The organism is Streptomyces sp. NPDC046122 (assembly GCF_056429965.1).
Window position 1 is genome coordinate 280,728 of sequence record NZ_JBWKLQ010000003.1, and the last position, 17,602, is coordinate 298,329.

The following is a 17,602-nucleotide window of genomic DNA, read 5'->3' on the forward strand; positions in this document are numbered from 1 at the left end:
TCCCTTCCCGCTTGGCCCTCCCGGCGTGCGCCCGGCCGGAGTCGGACGGACGATGAAGCCGATGAGCGGAGTAGCTGTGACCAAGGGAAACACGGCGCCGGGCACGGACGATGCCCTCGTCGTACTGAAGAACGTCAACAAGCACTTCGGTGCGCTGCACGTGCTCCAGGACATCGACCTGACCATCCGCCGGGGCGAGGTCGTCGTCGTCATCGGGCCGTCCGGGTCGGGCAAGTCCACCCTGTGCCGCGCCGTCAACCGGCTGGAGGCCATCGACTCCGGCGAGATCGCCATCGACGGCAAACCGCTGCCGGCCGAGGGACGCGAGCTCGCCGCGCTGCGGGCCGACGTGGGCATGGTCTTCCAGTCGTTCAACCTCTTCGCCCACAAGACCGTGCTGCAGAACGTGACGCTGGGCCAGATCAAGGTCCGCAAGAAGGACAAGAAGGAAGCCGAGGACCGGGCGCGCGCGCTCCTCGAACGGGTGGGCGTGACCACCCAGGCGGACAAGTACCCCGCCCAGCTCTCCGGCGGCCAGCAGCAGCGCGTGGCGATCGCCCGGGCGCTGGCCATGGAACCGAAGGTCATGCTCTTCGACGAGCCGACCTCCGCCCTCGACCCCGAGATGATCAACGAGGTGCTGGAGGTGATGCAGCAGCTCGCCCGCGACGGCATGACCATGGTCGTCGTCACCCACGAGATGGGCTTCGCCCGGTCGGCCGCCAACCGTGTGGTCTTCATGGCGGACGGCCGGATCGTCGAGGAGACGACCCCCGACCAGTTCTTCACCAACCCCCGCAGCGACCGGGCCAAGGACTTCCTGTCGAAGATCCTTCACCACTGAGGCCGCCCGCACGGGATCCACCGACTCCCCCCACACCAAATCCCCAGGGATGATCACCATGAAGATGCTCAAGGTCACCGCCGCGGCCGCCACGGCGCTCGCGCTGTCCCTGACCGCCGCGGGCTGTGGTTCCGGCGACGGCGACGAAAGCGGTTCGGGCAGTGGCGGCGACAAGATCACCGTCGGCATCAAGTTCGACCAGCCAGGCCTCGGCCTGAAGACCCCGGACGGCAAGTACACCGGCTTCGACGTCGACGTCGCGACGTACGTCGCGAAGGAACTCGGCCACGAACCCGGCGACATCGAGTGGAAGGAAGCCAAGAGCGCCGACCGCGAGACGCTCCTGGAGCGCGGCGACGTCGACTTCATCGCGGCCACCTACTCGATCAACGAGGAGCGGCAGAAGAAGGTCGACTTCGCCGGTCCCTACCTCCTGGCCCACCAGGACGTCCTCGTTCGCGCGGACGACGACTCCATCAAGAAGCCCGAGGACCTGAACAACAAGAAGCTCTGTTCCGTCACCGGCTCCACCTCCGCGCAGAACGTCAAGACGAAGCTCGCGCCGAAGGCGCAGCTCCAGGAGTACGGCGGCTACTCCGAGTGCCTGACCGGCCTGGAGAACAAGGTCATCGACGCCCTGACCACCGACGACTCGATCCTCGCCGGTTACGCCTCCCAGCCGGAGCACCAGGGCAAGTTCAAGCTCGGCGGCTTCAAGATGAGCAACGAGAACTACGGCATCGGTGTCCAGAAGGGCAGCGACCTCAAGGACCGGATCAACACCGCGCTCGAAAAGATGGTGTCGGACGGCTCCTGGCAGAAGTACGTGGAGAAGAACTTCGGCCCCGCCGACTACAAGAACGAGCCCGCCCCGGAGATCGGGAACGTCGTCAGCTGACGCAGTTCACCGACCGGAACGCCCGGCGCGCCGCACCACCTCGCGGCGCGCCGCGCCCTCACCCACGCGAAAGTGCGGGAGACCCGTGTTCGACTTTCTCGAAGGTTACGACCTGCTGGGAGCCTTCTGGGTCACGGTGCAGCTCGCCGTCTATTCGGCCGTCGGCTCCCTGATCTGGGGAACGCTCCTGGCCGCCATGCGGGCCAGCCCCGTCCCCCTGATGCGCGGCTTCGGAACCGGCTACGTCAACGTGGTGCGGAACATCCCGCTGACGGTGATCATCGTCTTCACCTCGCTGGGTCTCTTCCAGACGCTCGGAGTCAGCCTCGGCGCCGACGACTTCGAAACCATCAACTTCAGGCTCGCCGTGCTGGGCCTGATCGCCTACACCTCCGCGTTCGTCTGCGAGGCGCTGCGCTCCGGCATCAACACGGTGCCTGTCGGTCAGTCGGAGGCGGCGCGCGCCATCGGCCTGAGCTTCCCGCAGGTGCTGTCGCTCATCGTTCTTCCGCAGGCGTTCCGTTCCGTCGTGGGCCCGCTCGCGAACGTACTGATCGCCCTGACGAAGAACACCACGGTGGCCGCCGCCATCGGCGTCGCCGAGGCAGCGACCCTGATGCGGGAGATGATCGAGAACGAGGCGCAGCTCATCCTCATCTCGGCCATCTTCGCGTTCGGATTCATCTGCCTCACCCTCCCGACCGGACTCTTCCTCGGCTGGGTGAGCAAGAAGGTGGCGGTGAGGCGATGACGTCCGTCCTGTACGACCTCCCCGGACCCCGCGCCAGGCGGCGCAACCTCCTGTTCACCCTCGTCTTCCTGGTCGCGCTCGCGGTGCTGATCTGGTGGGTGGTGCGCAGCCTCCTCGACAAGCAGCAGCTGGAATGGATCAAGTGGGAGCCGTTCTTCACCGACGGCCGGGCCTGGACGACGTACATCCTGCCGGGGCTCAAGAACACCCTGATCGCCTCCGCCCTCGCCATGGTCATCGCGCTGCCCCTCGGAGCGCTCTTCGGGATCGCCCGGCTCTCCGACCACTGGTGGATGCGCGGCGTGGCCGGCACGGTCGTGGAGTTCTTCCGCGCCATCCCGGTGCTGATCCTCATGCTCTTCGCCAACGAGGCCTACTCGGAGTTCACCGACGTCAGCCCCGACAACCGGCCCCTGTACGCCGTGGTCACCGGCCTGGTCCTCTACAACGCCTCGGTGCTCGCCGAGGTGGTGCGCGCCGGAATCCTCTCCCTGCCGGCCGGGCAGACCGACGCCGCCAAGGCCGTCGGCATGCGCAAGGGCCAGATGATGCGGTTCGTCCTGCTGCCGCAGTCGGTCACCGCGATGCTTCCCGCGCTCGTCAGCCAGCTCGTCGTCATCGTCAAGGACACCGCGCTCGGCGGCGCGCTGCTCGGCTTCTCCGAGCTGCTGGCTTCGGTACGCCCGATGAGCGCGAACTACGGCGCGAACACCATCGCCAGCTTCACCGTCGTCGCCGTGATCTTCGTCCTGCTCAACTTCGCGCTCACCACCTTCGCCGCCTGGCTCGAAGGCCGGCTGCGGCGCGGCAGGAAGTCCACGGGCGCGGTGGTCGGCGCCGACGCGGTCGCGGACCTCGCGACGCCGGGCGAGCACATCGCCCCGCACGGCCCCGATCGCCCGAAAAGCTGAGCGAACGGCCGGGCACGGCGGCGACAATGCCGCCATGGTCGAGATCCCCGAACCGCCCCGGGTCCTGGTCGTCGAGCACGAGGCCGAGTGCCCGCCGGGACTCTGGGGCGGCTGGCTGACCGGAGCCGGTCTGCGGCTGCACGTCGTACGGCCCTACCGGGGCGATGCGCTGCCCGAGGACATCCGTCCGTACGACGGCCTGCTCGTCCTTGGGGGGTCGCCCGGGCCGCTGGACGACGAGCGCCACCCGTGGCTGCCGGCCACCCGCGCTCTCCTGCGGGCGGCGTTCGAGCGCGGCGTTCCCACGTTCGGCATCTGCCTCGGCGCCGAGCTGATGACCGTGGAGCTGGGCGGTCGTGTCGGCCGCCGCCGCACGCCCCAGGTCGGCGTGTACGAGCTGAAGGTGCTGCCCGCGGCGGCCGGCGACCCCGTCTTCGGGGGTCTGGCGGACGGCCCGCCGGCCATGCTCTGGCACCTGGAGGAGATGACCGTACTGCCGCCGGGAGCGGTCCCGCTGATCGGCGGCACCGGATCCCCGCACCAGGCTTTCCGGGTCGGCGCGCACGCGTGGGGAACCCAGTTCCATCCCGAGGCCACACCCGGGATCGTCGCCGAGTGGGCCGGGGAGAGCGACGTCCTGCGCAGGGCGGGGGCCGGTGCGGACGAGATCGTCGCACAGCTCGCCGTCGCCCGGGCCGAGACGGAACGGACCTGGCGTCCCGTCGCCCTGCGCTGGGCCACCCTCGTCGGCGGGTGCGCGGGCGGCCCGCCGCCCTCGTGAGCGGCGCCGTCCCGGCGGGCTATATTCTGCGGCCGAGAGGCGGCTGAGCAGGGCCGGCGCGAGGAAGGGGGGTGGGTTCCGTCATGGCGACACCCATGGGCACCGTGGATCTTTTCGACCAGGAGTACGTACTCGACCCCTTCCCGGTGTGGGACGGCCTGCGGGAGAACGCGCCGGTGCGCTACGAACCGGACACCGGTCTGTGGCTGGTGAGCCGGTACGACGACGTACGCGCCGTACTGCTCGACACGGACACCTTCCTGGTGGACAACGCCATGGACGCGATCGGCCGCTTCTCGGTGGCGACGCTGCGCGTCCTGGCCGGCGTCCGGTTCGCCCTGCCGCCCACCCTCGCCAGCAACGGCGGCGAGAGCCACGCGGGGTATCGGCGCGTCATGACCCGGTTCCTCAGTGCCCGGGCCGTCGCCGCGGCCGTGCCGATGATCGAGCGGGTGACGGGGGAGTGCCTGGACGAGGTCGAACGACGGCTCGACGCCGACGGGGTCTGCGACCTGGCCACCACGCTCGCGCGGGACGTTCCGCTGCGGGTCCTGCTGAACCTGCTCGGACTCCGAGCGGGCGACGGGGTGGGCATGGACACACTGACCCGGTGGAGCGACGCCTCGCTCGAACTCTTCTGGGGGCGGCCGGACGGCGCCCGGCAGATCGAGCTCGCCGGCGAAGCGGCCGACTTCTACGCCTGGCTCCGGGACCTGGTGACCGGGCCGGACGCCGGGCCCGGCACGCTGCTCGAAGCGCTGGCCGCGCACCGGCTCCCGGACGGCGCGCCGCTGAGCACGGCCGAGAGGGCCGCGGTCCTCTACTTCATCGTCATCGCGGGCCAGGCGACCACCCGGCAGATGCTGAGCATCATGTACCGGCGCGCACTGGGGGAGCCCGGGCTGTGGCGGCGCTTCGCGGACCGGCCGGCCGACGTGGCGCCCTGGACCGAGGAGGTGCTCCGGCGGGAGCCCCCCATCACCACCTGGCGGCGCGTCACCGGCCGGCCCGTCACGCTGTCCGGCGTGGACCTCCCGGCCGGCGCGCCCCTGCTGCTGATGCTGGCCTCGACCGGCTCGGACCCCGAGGTGTTCGACGACCCCGAACAGCTCTGCCCGCACCGCCCCAACCGGCGCGAGCACCTCGCTTTCGGCGTCGGGCGGCACAGGTGCTCCGGGGCCGAACTGGCCAGGGCCGAGGCCGAAGTGGTGCTGCGGATGACCGCGGCGCGACTGCCCGGCCTGCGGCTCGCGCACCCCTCGTCGCCGCCCCCGATGCTCGGGCTGCTGTCCTTCCGCGCGCCGCTGCACGTTCCGGTGGAGCGCGCCCCGTCCCACCCCGGCGGAGGGTGGGACGCGGCGGCCCGGATCAGACGGCGGCCGGCGGGTCCTGCCGCACGGTGATCGCGTTGAGGCGGATCGTGTACCGCGCGGTGTCCCCGACCGTGAGCGCCCGGACCTCCTCGGGGCCCAGCGCCACCGTGATGTTGGCGCAGAAGGCGACGGCGTGGAGCGCGTCCCCGCTCTCCTCGTCCTGGAGGGCGAACAGCAGGTTGTAGTAGTAGCTCGTGCGGTCCGCGTCCTCCCGGTAGAAGGAGAGGTGGGTGCCCTCCTGCCGGCCGAGACCCACGAACGCTCCAGTGAGCGCCCCCTCGACCGCCTCCCAGAAGGCGTCACCGGCCGACGGCAGGGGAAGAGCCTGGCGTACGGCCTCCTTCAGGGACAGGATCATGACGCTGACCGGGGCGGTCTCCTGGAGCCCCCAGCCCCGGACGATCTTCACCGTCGAGCAGTCCGGAATTCCGCTCGCCGCCCGGCTGATCTCACCGAAGTCGAAGTCCACCGTCGCCGGCGCGATCGCGTGCTGGAACCCGGCCTCGATGCTCCGCACCCGGTCCGTGTAAGACGACCCCACCTCGAAGACCGTCTTGAACGTCGTCTTCTCGGCGGCGATCTGGTCAGCCATTGTTGCTCCTGTGAGTCGGAAGTGATCGCGCCCGGCGCAAGTATGCCGTGAGCCCTTCCGCCCGCCGCACGGGGCAGGGTTCGTCCCGGTCCGTCACAGGGGGTCGCCGGGCAACCAGGACAGATCGTCCAGATCCAGCTCGGGAGCGGGCTGCTGACCGTCGGTCAGGGGCTGCTCCACCCACATGACCTTGCCGGTCGGCGTGTACCTGGTTCCCCACCGGCCGGCGAACTGCGAGACGAGGAACAGCCCGCGGCCGCCCTCGTCCGTCGTGGCGGCCCGGCGCAGATGCGGCGCGGTGCTGCTGCCGTCGGACACCTCGCAGATCAGCCCGCGCTCGTACATCAGCCGCACATGGATGGGTTCCGAGCCGTAGCGGATCGCGTTGGTGATCAGCTCGCTCAGCATGAGTTCGGTCGTGAACCCGATGTCCTCGAGCCCCCACGTCTCCAGCTGACGGCCGCACGCGGCGCGTACCGGCGCGACGGCCGCCGGGTCGGCCGGGACGTCCCAGTCGGCGACCCGGGTACGGTCCAGCAGCTGCGTGCGGGCCACCAGCAGCGCGATGTCGTCCCTGCGGTGCGCCGGCAGCATCGCGTCGAAAACGGCCTGGCAGGTCTCCTCGGGCGTCGGGTCCGACGGGTCCGCGAGGGTCCGGCGCAGCAGGCGCAGGCCGGAGTCGATGTCGCGCTCGCGGTGCTCGATCAGGCCGTCGGTGTAGAGCACGAGCCGGCTGCCCTCCGGCAGCCGTACTTCGGCGGTCTCGAACGGCAGGCCGTGCAGGCCCAGGGGCGGGAAGACCGGTACGTCGAGGAACTCCACCGTGCCGTCGGGGCGGACCAGGGCGGGCGCGAAGTGCCCCGCCGTGGCCACCGAGCACACCCCGGAGACCGGGTCGTAGATCGCGTACAGGCAGGTGGCGCCCGAGATGCCGTCGCCGCCGTCGTCCCCCTCCTCGTCGTCGATGCGCGAGACCAGCTCGTCGAGGTGGCCCAGGAGCTCGTCCGGCGCCAGGTCGAGGGCGGAGAAGTTGTGGACCGCGGTCCGCAGCCGGCCCATGGTGGCGGCGGCGTGCAGACCGTGTCCCACGACGTCGCCCACCACCAGGGCCACCCGGGCTCCGGGCAGCGGGATGACGTCGAACCAGTCGCCGCCCACCCCGGCCTGCGCGGGCAGATAGCGGTAGGCCACGTCCAGGGCGTCCTGCTCGGGCAGGACGCGCGGCAGCAGGCTGCGCTGGAGGGTCACGGCCATGGCGTGCTCGCGACTGAAGCGGCGGGCGTTGTCGATGGCGACCGCGGCCCGGGCGGCGAGTTCCTCGGCGAAGGCCAGGTCCTCCTCACCGAACCGCTCGGTGGATTCCGAGCGCCAGAAGTTCGCCATGCCCAGGACGACCCCGCGGGCCTGCAGCGGCACCGAGACCAGGGAACGGATGCCGAAGGCCAGGGCCCGGTCGGCCCCCTCCGGGTCCTGCGACCGCCAGCCGTGGGCGACGGTCAGATCGGCCTCCAGCACCGCGTGTCCGCTCGACAGAGCCGCCGCCATCGGCGTCGTGGGAACCACGAACCTGATCAGGTCGCCCACCGGCTGGAAGGGGCGGTCGGCGGGCCCGCCGACCACCGCGGCGCGGCGCATCTCGGTGTGGGCGCCGTCCGGCTCCTCGCCGCGCAGTACGGGGTCCAGCAGCTCCACCGTGGCGAAATTCGAGAACCCGGGGACGGCCACCTCCGCCAGTTCCTCGGCGGTGCGCACCACGTCCAGCGTGGTGCCGATCCGCACTCCCGCCTCGTACAGCAGCTTCAGGCGCTCCCGGGCGACCTCCGCCGCGCCGGTCAGCGCCCGCAGGTCCGTCGTGTCCCGGAGCGTGGCGGCGGTGCCGGGGAATCCGCCGTACGGGGCGGTCGGCCGGGTGTTGACGGCCAGCAGCCGGTCCCCGGCCAGATGGACCGCGTCGGTGACGCTGCGGCCGGAGACCAGGAGCCTGGTGATGGAGTCGTCGAGGCCCAGGTCGGTGATGTGGCGCCCCTCCGCGCCGGGGGGCAGTTCGAGGAGCCTGCGCGCCTCGTCGTTGGCCAGCGTCAGCCGTCCGTCGTCGTCGACGATGAGCACGCCCTCCCGGACGGCGTGCAGAACGGCGTCATGGTGCTCGTACATCCGGGTCATCTCGGTCGGCCCGAGGCCGTGCGTCTGTCGCCGCAGACGCCTGCTCACCAGGACGGCGCTGCCGGTGGCCAGAGCGAGGGCGGCGGCCCCGGAACCGAGGAGCATCGGCAGATGGCGGTCGACGGCGTCCCCGACGTTGTCGATCGTCACACCGGCTGCGACCAGCCCGACGACGGTGCCGGCGGTGTCGGTGACGGGGACGACGGCCCGCGCCGCGTCGTTGGGGGCGCCCTCGAAGATCTCCGTGAAGGGCTTTCCGGCCGTGGCCCGGTCGACGCCCTCGGCGCGCCCGCCGACCAGCGTCGGGTCGGTGTCGGCCAGCCGGGTGCCGTCCGGGCTCATCACCGCTATGAAGTCCACCCCCGAACCCCGCTGGGCTGCTTCCACGTGTGCGCGCAGCGCGGACGTGGGATCGGGGGAGCGCAGCGCCTCGACGGTGCCGGGGGCGTCCGCGAAGGCCTCCGCGGTGGCGAGCGAGCGGTTACGGGCGTCCTGCTCGCTGTCGTTGCGCGTCTGGAACGCGAGCGCGACCACGGCGGCCGTGATGAGCAGCACGGCGACGACGATCTGGAGGACGAGCACCTGACCGGCGGCGCTGCGTACCTCCAGCCGGGAACGCACCCCTCGCCGAGACGAGCGCGGTGACCCGACACCCCTGGGTCGTCCGGGACGTCCGCTCATGACCCATTTTTAGCATTTTGTGCGAATTGTCGGGCGTGCAATTGGTCTGCCTGCCCCGGCGAGGCGCCCGCAAGGGTCTCGCCGGGGCAGGCAGCGGGTTCTTCTAGTACGGGCCGTTCACGTTGTCGATCGAGCCGTACCGGTCGGCGGCGTAGTTGCACGCGGCGGTGATGTTGGCGACCGGGTCGTAGCTGTCCATCGAGGTGCCGGGCACGTGGTAGGCCGCGAAGGTGGGCGCGATGACCTGGAGCAGGCCCTTGGACGGCGTACCGGCCACGGCGTTGGAGTCCCAGTTGTTGATGGCCCTCGGGTTGCCCGACGACTCGCGCATGATGTTGCGGTGGATGCCCTCGTACGTGCCGGGGATGCCGTGCTTGGCCATGATGGCCAGCGACTCCTTGATCCAGCCGTCCAGGTCGTTCGTGTACGCCGTGGTCTCGGCCACGGCGGCACGGGCCTGCGAGCGGTCGGCGCGCTCGGCGGCCGGAGTGGGCTTGGCCTTGGGCTTCGCGGGCGCCTTGGCCTTCGCGCCGATCGTCAGCTCGAGGCCGGGGTGGATCAGCGAGGGCTTGTCGCCGATGACCGAGCGGTTGTCCTCGTACAGCTCTTTCCAGCCGCTCAGCGAGTGGGCGTCGGCGATCTTGGAAAGGGAGTCACCCGCGACCACGGTGTAGGTCTTGGGGGCGGCCTTCGCGGCGGCCGGGGCGGCGGCGGGCTGCGCCGCGCCCGCGGTGGTCGCGCCCAGCAGGGGCAGGATCAGCGCGGCGCCACCGGTGCCGGCGGCGATGAAGCCGCGGCGGAGCGATCTGACCTGGGAACGGCGGTGCTTACCCTTCGAGGGCATGACGAATTCCTCTCCGTCGCCTGCGAGGTGAGCTGTCGGGTTCGGGCTGGAGATGCCCGGTCGCACAGTCCGTGCGACTTCACCCCGAGCCGTTCCGGATTCCCGGATCGGCGGCTTACCTGGGTCCCCCGCTCCTGCCGTACGTGAGTGTGAGTGGGTTTGGATTCCGGACGGCGGCAGGATTCGGCGGTCCACCCGGATTGGGGGTGACCGTAAGCGAGAGGGGCCGGGAAGAACAAGCCCCGCATTCGCCGGAGCAATCGCAGCGCGTATCGGGGGCGTGGGAACTCCTGTCACTGTGCGTGGGCGGAAAACCCAACTTTCTTTCTGCGGACAGGAACTGACGATCGGCCGAACTTCCGCTTTCCTTCGCGGACGTGACTGGTATCACGAGCGATGGCACGCGACGGCCTTTCAGGCAAACCACCCACGTGGGTCATTTCCTGTCCGAAACGGGCATCTTGTCGGTCCAGTGAGGTGAAGGACCCTCCTGTGGAAGGGAGTTGGTGTCCCTCTGGTGGCGTCGCGGGGTGCGCCGCACTCGGTTCGGCCGAATCGGTCGCGCCAGAAGTGGGGCAAAAAGGAGCAGATGGATATAAAAATCTCGGGGAGGGTACCCGCTGATCATGACTGAGAACAGGAATAGGCCGCTGGCCGTCGTCACCGGTGCCTCCAGTGGAATCGGTTTCGAGCTGGCCAAGCAATTTGCGGAAAACGGATTCGATCTCGTACTGGCTGCCGAGAATTCGGAGATCGGTGCGGCGGCGGACGGGGTGCGGGCCCTCGGAGCCGGTGTCCACGCCGTGCGGACCGATCTGGCCACCCGGGAAGGTGTCGAACACCTGCTCGGCGCCGTCGCGGCGACCGGGCGGCCCGTCGACGCCGCCGCGCTCAACGCCGGCGTCGGCCAGGGCGGAGCCTTCCTCGACACCGACGTCGAGGACGAGGCGCGCGTGATCGACCTCAACATCACCGCCACCGTGCGGCTGGCGAAGGGCCTGCTGCCGGACATGGTGGCGCGTGACCGGGGCCGCCTGCTGTTCACGTCGTCCATCGCCGCGACCGCGCCCGGGTCCTTCCACGCCGTCTACAACGCCACCAAGTCCTTCGTGCAGTCGTTTGCCCAGGCGCTGGGGGACGAACTCAGGGGCACCGGTGTGACGGTCACCTCCCTGATGCCCGGGGCCACGGAGACGCCCTTCTTCCACCGCGCCGGCATGGACGACACCCGGGTCGGGCGGCAGAAGAAGGACGACCCCGAAGAGGTGGCCCGTCAGGGCTTCGAGGCGCTGATGGCCGGCCGGAGGAAGATCGTCGCCGGATCCGTGAAGACCAAGGCGCAGGGGCTCGTGAGCAGGTTCGTCCCCGACAGCCTCAAGGCGGCCGCGCACCGCAGGACGGCGCAACCCGGTTCCGGCGCGTCGAAGTGAGCGCCCCGGCGGGCGTCACGGAAGTGGCGTGCCGCCGGTGGCGTTGACGATCTCGGCCGTGATGTAACTCGCCTGCGGGGAGGCGAGGAACACGTACGCCGGGGCCATTTCCGCCGGTTGCGCGGGCCGCCCCAGCGGCGCCTGCTTTCCGAACTCCGTGGTGTCCGGCATGGTCGCCGGGATAAGCGGCGTCCACACCGGACCCGGGGCGACCGCGTTGACGCGGATTCCGCTGGACGCCACCATCTGCGCGAGCCCCTGGGTGAAGGCGACAATGGCGGACTTCGTCATGGCGTAGTCGAGCAGATGCGGGCTCGGCTTGTACGCCTGGACGGAGGAGGAGTTGATGATGCTGCCCCCCTCCGGAATATGAGGGAGCGCCATCTTCGACAGCCAGAACATGCCGTAGAGATTCGTCTTCATGACGCGGTCGAATTGCTCGGTGGAAATGGATCCGATACCGTCCGGCTGGGACATCTGATAGGCGGCGTTGTTCACCAGGATGTCGATGCGGCCGAATTCCGAGACGGCCCGCTCGACGAGCGACCGGCACTGTTCCTCTTCCCGGATGTCACAGGCCACCGCGACGGCTTCGCGACCCGCGTCCTCGATCAGCCGTGAGGTCTCGGCCGCGTCCTTGTCCTCCTCCGGCAGATGCGTGAACAGCACGTCGGCGCCCTCGCGCGCGAAGGCCAGACACACCGCCCGGCCGATCCCCGAGTCGCCGCCGGTCACCACCGCGGCGAGGCCGCGCAGCAGCCCGTTCCCCCGGTACGACTCCTCTCCGTGGTCCGGCGGCGGATCCATCGGACCGGTCCATCCCGGGTGCTCCTGCTCCTGGTCCGGCAGCTTCGGCCGCGGGTGCTTCGTGACGGGGTTCTTCACCTCGCGGTTCTCGTCGTTCATGCAGCTCTCCTGCCTGGTCGGGGGTGTGACCCACCTTGGGTTCCCCGAAGCCGCGGACTCGAATCAGAGCAACGCCCGTCCGCCGGGCGGCGGGTGCCGCGGGGTCGTTCCGCACCGGCGCGGCGCGGCCGGGGGCGCGCGCGTTCACGGGGATGATTCGAACGGGAAACTGCTGTCGAGCGGGCGAAACGGTGATCTTCGGTATGCGCGTCCTGTGTACGGCGATGCTCTCCCCCTCCCAGACCCGCGAGGCCCTGCGCTTCGCGCTCCTGCTGTCCGGCGCGGGGCATCACGTGCACGTCGCCACCGAGGAGCACCTGCTCGGCCTGTTCCTCGACGAGGGCGTGAGCGCGACCGCCTGCCTGCCGAGCCTCTTCGGGGACGCGACGGCCGCCGGGGAGGAGACCCGGGAGGCCGTCGACCTGCTCCACAGCGGCACCGCGTCCGCCGGGACGGCGGCGCTCGTACTGGCGGGCCCCCACCTGCTCGGCCACTTCAAGGCGCTGGACGCGGTGGCCCACGACTTCAAGCCGGATCTGCTGCTGCGCGACGCGATGGACGTCGCCGCCTGCCTCGTCGCCGAGAAACTGGCCGTGCCCCATGTGGCGATGCCGTCCGGCGCGAAGGGCTTCACCGACCCGGTCGCCCTGCTCCCCCTTCTCGACCAGTGGCGTTTCGCGGCGGGTCTGCCGCCGCAGGGCGACCCCGGATCCCTGACGGCGTACGGGCACCTCGACTACCTCCCGCCGGCCTGGACGTTCGCCCCGCATCTCCCGCGGCCGCTCGCCTACCGGCAGCCCGCCTACGCCGAGCCCCGCGCGAAGCTCCCCAGCTGGATCGTCGGCCTGCCCACCGACCGGCCCCTGGTGTACGCCGGGATCGGCTGCACCATGCCGCTCTTCCTGCCCGCCACGGACGGGCACCGCCCACCGCCCGGGCGGCCGGACCCGGCGACCGTCCTGCGGTCGATGATCGAGGGACTCTCCCGGCTCGACTGCAACGCCGTCGTGTCGACCAGCGGCGTGGCCGTCGGCGCCGTCGACTCCGCGCCCCACGTGCACGTCGTCGACTCCGTGCCGCAGCCGCTCCTGCTGGAGGCGGCGGACCTCTTCCTCACCCACGGCGGCTACGCGGGCGTACGGGAGTCGATCAGCACCGCGACCCCCATGGCGGTGCTGCCCCGCACGGCCGACCAGCCCATGAACGCCCGGCGCGTCACGGAGCTCGGCATCGGCCACGAGGTCACGGATCCCACCCCCGGCGGGATCGCGTCGGCGTGCCGCCGCCTGCTCCAGGACGACTCGGTCCTGCGGCGGGTGAAGCAGGCCCGTCTGGCCTCCCTCGCTCTGCCCACCGTCGAGACGGCCGTCGGTGACCTGGAAAGCCTGGTCAACCACCACACGGCCGCACAATGAAACGCGCGTGTGGTACGTACGGGTGACCGAAGCCGAGACGGCACCGACGATCTGGAGGAGTGGGCAGATGGCGCACGAACGAGCGGGACAACCGGCCGGACCGGACGATCTCACGGACGTGGCCCGGCTGGTGACGGCGTACTACGCCCTGCACCCGGACGTACGCGAGCCGGACCAGCGGGTCGCCTTCGGCACCTCGGGGCACCGCGGATCCTCGCTGGCCACGGCCTTCAACGAGGACCACATCGCCGCGACCAGCCAGGCGATCTGCGAGTACCGGAGCCAACAGGGCGTCGACGGGCCGCTGTTCCTCGGCGCCGACACCCACGCGCTGTCCGAGCCGGCCCGGGTGACGGCCGTCGAGGTCTTCGCCGCCAACGACGTGACCGTGCTCATCGACTCGGCCGACGGCTACACCCCCACCCCGGCGGTGTCCCACGCCATCCTCGTCCACAACCGCGGGCGCACGTCCGGCCTCGCCGACGGCGTGGTCGTCACCCCGTCGCACAACCCGCCCGTGGACGGCGGCTTCAAGTACAACCCGCCGAGCGGCGGTCCGGCCGGATCCGAGGCGACCGGCTGGATCCAGGACCGGGCCAACGCCATCATCGCGGACGGTCTGAAGGGCGTACGGCGGCTGCCGTACACCAGCGCCCTCGCCGCGCCCACCACCGGCCGCCACGACTTCCTCGGCCAGTACGTCAGCGACCTGCCCTCCGTCCTCGACCTCGACGCCGTACGCGCGGCGGGCGTGCGCATCGGCGCCGATCCGCTGGGCGGGGCGTCGGTCGCGTACTGGGGCCGCATCGCGGAGCAGCACCGTCTGGATCTGACCGTGGTCAACCCGCGGACCGACCCGACCTGGCGTTTCATGACGCTGGACTGGGACGGAAAGATCCGTATGGACTGCTCCTCGCCGCACGCCATGGCCTCGCTGATCGACGCGCGCGACCGCTACCAGATCGCCACGGGCAACGACGCCGACGCCGACCGCCACGGCATCGTCACGCCGGACGCCGGCCTGATGAACCCCAACCACTACCTCGCCACCGCCATCGGCTACCTCTACGCCCACCGCGACCAGTGGCCCGCGGGCGCCGGGATCGGCAAGACGCTGGTGTCGTCCGGCATGATCGACCGGGTCGCCGCCGACCTCGGGCGCGCACTCGTCGAAGTGCCCGTGGGCTTCAAGTGGTTCGTCGACGGGCTGTCGAAGGGCGCGCTCGGCTTCGGCGGCGAGGAGTCCGCCGGCGCGTCCTTCCTGCGCCGTGACGGCTCGGTGTGGACCACCGACAAGGACGGCATCATCCTGGCCCTGCTCGCCTCGGAGATCCTCGCCGTCACCGGAAAGTCGCCCTCCGAGCACTACGCGGCGCTCACCGCCCGCTTCGGCGAGCCCGCCTACGCCCGCGTCGACGCCCCGGCGACGCGGGAGGAGAAGGCGGTACTGGCACGCCTCTCGCCCCAGCAGGTCACCGCGGACACCCTGGCCGGGGAGCCGATCGCCGCCGTACTCACCGAGGCCCCCGGGAACGGCGCTCCCATCGGCGGGATCAAGGTCACCACCGAGAACGCCTGGTTCGCCGCCCGCCCGTCCGGCACCGAGGACGTCTACAAGGTCTACGCCGAGTCCTTCCTCGGCCCCGACCACCTCGCGCGGGTCCAGGAGGAGGCCAAGGCCGTGGTGTCGACGGCGCTGGCGGGCTGACCGGCCCCTGTCGAGAGAGGTACGGTCTAGAGATATCTTGATGTCAAGCAATGTTGCAGACGTGGAGCGGAGCACCCGGTGACTGACTCGACCATCATCTACACACACACCGACGAGGCCCCGGCCCTGGCGACGTATTCGTTCTTGCCTGTGGTCGAGGCCTACGCCTCGACGGCCGGTGTCACGGTGGAGAGCCGCGACATCTCGCTCGCGGGGCGCATCATCGCCAGCTTCCCGGAGCACCTTCAGGAGAACCAGCGCATCGAGGACGCGCTCGCCGAGCTCGGCGAGCTGGCCAAGACGCCCGGTGCGAACATCATCAAGCTTCCGAACATCTCGGCCTCGATCCCGCAGCTGAAGGCGGCGATCGCCGAGCTCCAGGAGCAGGGCTACGCGCTGCCGGACTACCCGGACGACCCGAAGACCGACGCGGACAAGGACGTCCGCGCGCGCTACGACAAGGTCAAGGGCAGCGCCGTCAACCCCGTGCTGCGCGAGGGCAATTCCGACCGCCGCGCCCCCGCGTCGGTCAAGAACTACGCCAAGAAGCACCCGCACCGCATGGGCGCCTGGTCGGCCGACTCCAAGACCAACGTCGCGCACATGGACACCGACGACTTCCGCTCCACCGAGAAGTCCGCCGTCATCTCCGAGGCCGGCGCCCTGCGCATCGAGCTCGTGGGCGACGACGGCACGACCACCGTCCTGCGTGAGTCGGTGCCCGTCCTCGCGGGCGAGGTCGTCGACGCGGCCGTCATGCGCGTCGCGGCGCTGCGCGAGTTCTTCACCGCGCAGGTGGCCCGCGCCAAGGCCGAGGGCGTGCTGTTCTCCGTGCACCTGAAGGCCACGATGATGAAGGTCTCCGACCCGATCATCTTCGGCCACGTGGTGCGCGCGTTCTTCCCGAAGACCTTCGCGCAGTACGGCGAGGCGCTCGCCGGCGCCGGCCTGTCGCCCAACGACGGCCTCGGCGGCATCCTCAAGGGCCTGGACTCGCTGCCGGCCGGTGCCGAGATCAAGGCGTCCTTCGAGGCCGAGCTCGCCGAGGGCCCGGCCCTCGCGATGGTCGACTCGGACAAGGGCATCACCAACCTGCACGTACCGAGCGACGTCATCGTCGACGCCTCGATGCCGGCCATGATCCGCACCTCCGGCCACATGTGGGGCCCGGACGGCCAGGAGGCCGACACCCTCGCGGTCCTGCCGGACAGCAGCTACGCCGGCATCTACCAGGTCGTCATCGACGACTGCCGCGCGAACGGCGCGTTCGACCCGGCCACGATGGGCTCGGTGCCGAACGTCGGCCTCATGGCCCAGAAGGCCGAGGAGTACGGCAGCCACGACAAGACCTTCGAGATCCCGGCCACCGGCACGGTCCGGGTCGTCGACGCGGCCGGCAACGCCGTCCTGGAGCAGGCCGTCGGGGCGGGCGACATCTTCCGCATGTGCCAGACCAAGGACCTGCCGATCCAGGACTGGGTCAAGCTGGCCGTCACCCGCGCCCGCGCGACCGGCGTCCCGGCCGTGTTCTGGCTCGACGAGACCCGCGCGCACGACGCGCAGCTCATCGCCAAGGTCCGCACGTACCTCGCCGAGCACGACACCGAGGGCCTGCAGATCGAGATCATGTCCCCGGTCGAGGCGACCGCGTTCTCCCTGGAGCGCATCCGCCGCGGCGAGGACACCATCTCGGTGACCGGCAACGTCCTGCGCGACTACCTGACCGACCTGTTCCCGATCCTCGAACTCGGCACAAGCGCGAAGATGCTGTCGGTCGTCCCGCTCATGAACGGCGGCGGACTGTTCGAGACCGGCGCCGGCGGCTCCGCGCCCAAGCACGTGCAGCAGCTCGTCAAGGAGAACTACCTGCGCTGGGACAGCCTGGGTGAGTTCCTCGCCCTCGCGGTGAGCTTCGAGCACCTCGCGCAGACGACGGACAACGCGCGCGCCCAGGTGCTCGCCGACACCCTCGACCGCGCGACCGCGACCTTCCTGGAGGAGGACAAGTCGCCGAGCCGTCGCCTCGGCGGCATCGACAACCGCGGCAGCCACTTCTACCTGGCGCTGTACTGGGCCCAGGAGCTGGCGCGGCAGACCGCAGACGCCAAGCTCGCGGAGGCGTTCGCGCCGCTCGCCAAGACGCTGGCCGAGCAGGAGCAGACCATCGTCGGCGAGCTGATCGCGGTGCAGGGCTCGCCGGCCGACATCGGCGGCTACTACCGTCCCGACGCCGCGAAGGCCGCGGCCGTCATGCGTCCGTCGGCGACGTTCAACGAGGCCGTCGCGACGCTCGGCTGACGCGGTA

The 17,602-nt window shown here is 70.7% G+C and carries 14 protein-coding genes and 1 riboswitch; of the genes, 10 read left to right on the forward strand and 4 right to left on the reverse strand.

Annotated features, from left to right (window positions below):
* Positions 1–61: 61 nt before the first annotated feature.
* From AC07FK_RS10580 to AC07FK_RS10605, 6 genes are all read left to right on the forward strand, one after another.
* On the forward strand, positions 62–844 hold the full coding sequence (locus AC07FK_RS10580; protein WP_479104378.1) for an amino acid ABC transporter ATP-binding protein: 783 nt from the start codon (positions 62–64) through the stop codon (positions 842–844).
* A gap of 58 nt (positions 845–902) precedes the next feature.
* A complete protein-coding gene (locus AC07FK_RS10585; RefSeq protein ID WP_479104380.1) occupies positions 903–1,742 on the forward strand; it encodes a glutamate ABC transporter substrate-binding protein in 840 nt (279 codons plus the stop codon).
* 85 nt (positions 1,743–1,827) lie between these two features.
* On the forward strand, positions 1,828–2,493 hold the full coding sequence (locus AC07FK_RS10590; RefSeq protein WP_479104381.1) for an amino acid ABC transporter permease: 666 nt from the start codon (positions 1,828–1,830) through the stop codon (positions 2,491–2,493).
* Positions 2,490–3,404, forward strand: coding sequence for an amino acid ABC transporter permease (locus AC07FK_RS10595; protein ID WP_479104382.1), 915 nt, complete (start codon positions 2,490–2,492; stop codon positions 3,402–3,404). Before AC07FK_RS10590 ends, AC07FK_RS10595 begins: the two co-directional genes overlap by 4 nt.
* A 34-nt stretch (positions 3,405–3,438) precedes the next feature.
* Complete coding sequence (locus tag AC07FK_RS10600; RefSeq protein WP_479104384.1) at positions 3,439–4,185, forward strand: type 1 glutamine amidotransferase; 747 nt, start codon at positions 3,439–3,441, stop codon at positions 4,183–4,185.
* An 83-nt stretch (positions 4,186–4,268) separates the two neighbouring features.
* A complete protein-coding gene (locus AC07FK_RS10605) occupies positions 4,269–5,588 on the forward strand; it encodes a cytochrome P450 (RefSeq protein WP_479104385.1) in 1,320 nt (439 codons plus the stop codon).
* Here the strand turns inward: AC07FK_RS10605 and AC07FK_RS10610 are convergent.
* The 3 genes from AC07FK_RS10610 to AC07FK_RS10620 form a co-directional block, all read right to left on the reverse strand.
* Entirely contained in the window at positions 5,554–6,150 is a 597-nt protein-coding gene (locus AC07FK_RS10610) for a Type-2Aa cytolytic delta-endotoxin (RefSeq protein ID WP_479104386.1), read from the reverse strand. The two genes, AC07FK_RS10605 and AC07FK_RS10610, sit on opposite strands and share 35 nt — an antisense overlap.
* Positions 6,151–6,243: 93 nt before the next feature.
* Entirely contained in the window at positions 6,244–8,994 is a 2,751-nt protein-coding gene (locus AC07FK_RS10615; protein WP_479104388.1) for a SpoIIE family protein phosphatase, read from the reverse strand.
* A gap of 103 nt (positions 8,995–9,097) precedes the next feature.
* On the reverse strand, positions 9,098–9,838 hold the full coding sequence (locus AC07FK_RS10620; protein ID WP_479104390.1) for a LysM peptidoglycan-binding domain-containing protein: 741 nt from the start codon (positions 9,836–9,838) through the stop codon (positions 9,098–9,100).
* A gap of 4 nt (positions 9,839–9,842) precedes the next feature.
* A riboswitch (cyclic di-AMP (ydaO/yuaA leader) is annotated at positions 9,843–10,004 on the reverse strand.
* 460 nt (positions 10,005–10,464) lie between these two features.
* On the opposite strand from AC07FK_RS10620, the gene AC07FK_RS10625 reads away from it, so the two are divergent.
* Positions 10,465–11,268: an SDR family NAD(P)-dependent oxidoreductase gene (locus AC07FK_RS10625; RefSeq protein WP_479104391.1), complete on the forward strand. Its 804-nt coding sequence runs from the start codon at positions 10,465–10,467 to the stop codon at positions 11,266–11,268.
* A gap of 15 nt (positions 11,269–11,283) precedes the next feature.
* Here the strand turns inward: AC07FK_RS10625 and AC07FK_RS10630 are convergent, their stop codons facing one another.
* Positions 11,284–12,174 carry an SDR family oxidoreductase gene (locus AC07FK_RS10630; RefSeq protein WP_479104393.1) on the reverse strand — a complete coding sequence of 297 codons (891 nt, stop codon included), beginning with the start codon at positions 12,172–12,174 and terminating at the stop codon, positions 11,284–11,286.
* A 203-nt stretch (positions 12,175–12,377) separates the two neighbouring features.
* On the opposite strand from AC07FK_RS10630, the gene AC07FK_RS10635 reads away from it, so the two are divergent.
* The 3 genes from AC07FK_RS10635 (at position 12,378) to AC07FK_RS10645 (ending at position 17,595) form a co-directional block, all read left to right on the forward strand.
* Positions 12,378–13,589, forward strand: a complete 1,212-nt coding sequence (locus AC07FK_RS10635) for a glycosyltransferase (RefSeq protein WP_479104394.1) — start codon at positions 12,378–12,380, stop codon at positions 13,587–13,589.
* 67 nt (positions 13,590–13,656) lie between these two features.
* The gene (gene pgm, locus AC07FK_RS10640) at positions 13,657–15,297 is read left to right on the forward strand and encodes a phosphoglucomutase (alpha-D-glucose-1,6-bisphosphate-dependent) (RefSeq protein WP_479104396.1); all 1,641 of its coding nucleotides are present in this window, start codon (positions 13,657–13,659) and stop codon (positions 15,295–15,297) included.
* Between the two features lie 78 nt (positions 15,298–15,375).
* Positions 15,376–17,595, forward strand: coding sequence for an NADP-dependent isocitrate dehydrogenase (locus AC07FK_RS10645; protein ID WP_479104398.1), 2,220 nt, complete (start codon positions 15,376–15,378; stop codon positions 17,593–17,595).
* Positions 17,596–17,602 lie beyond the last annotated feature (7 nt).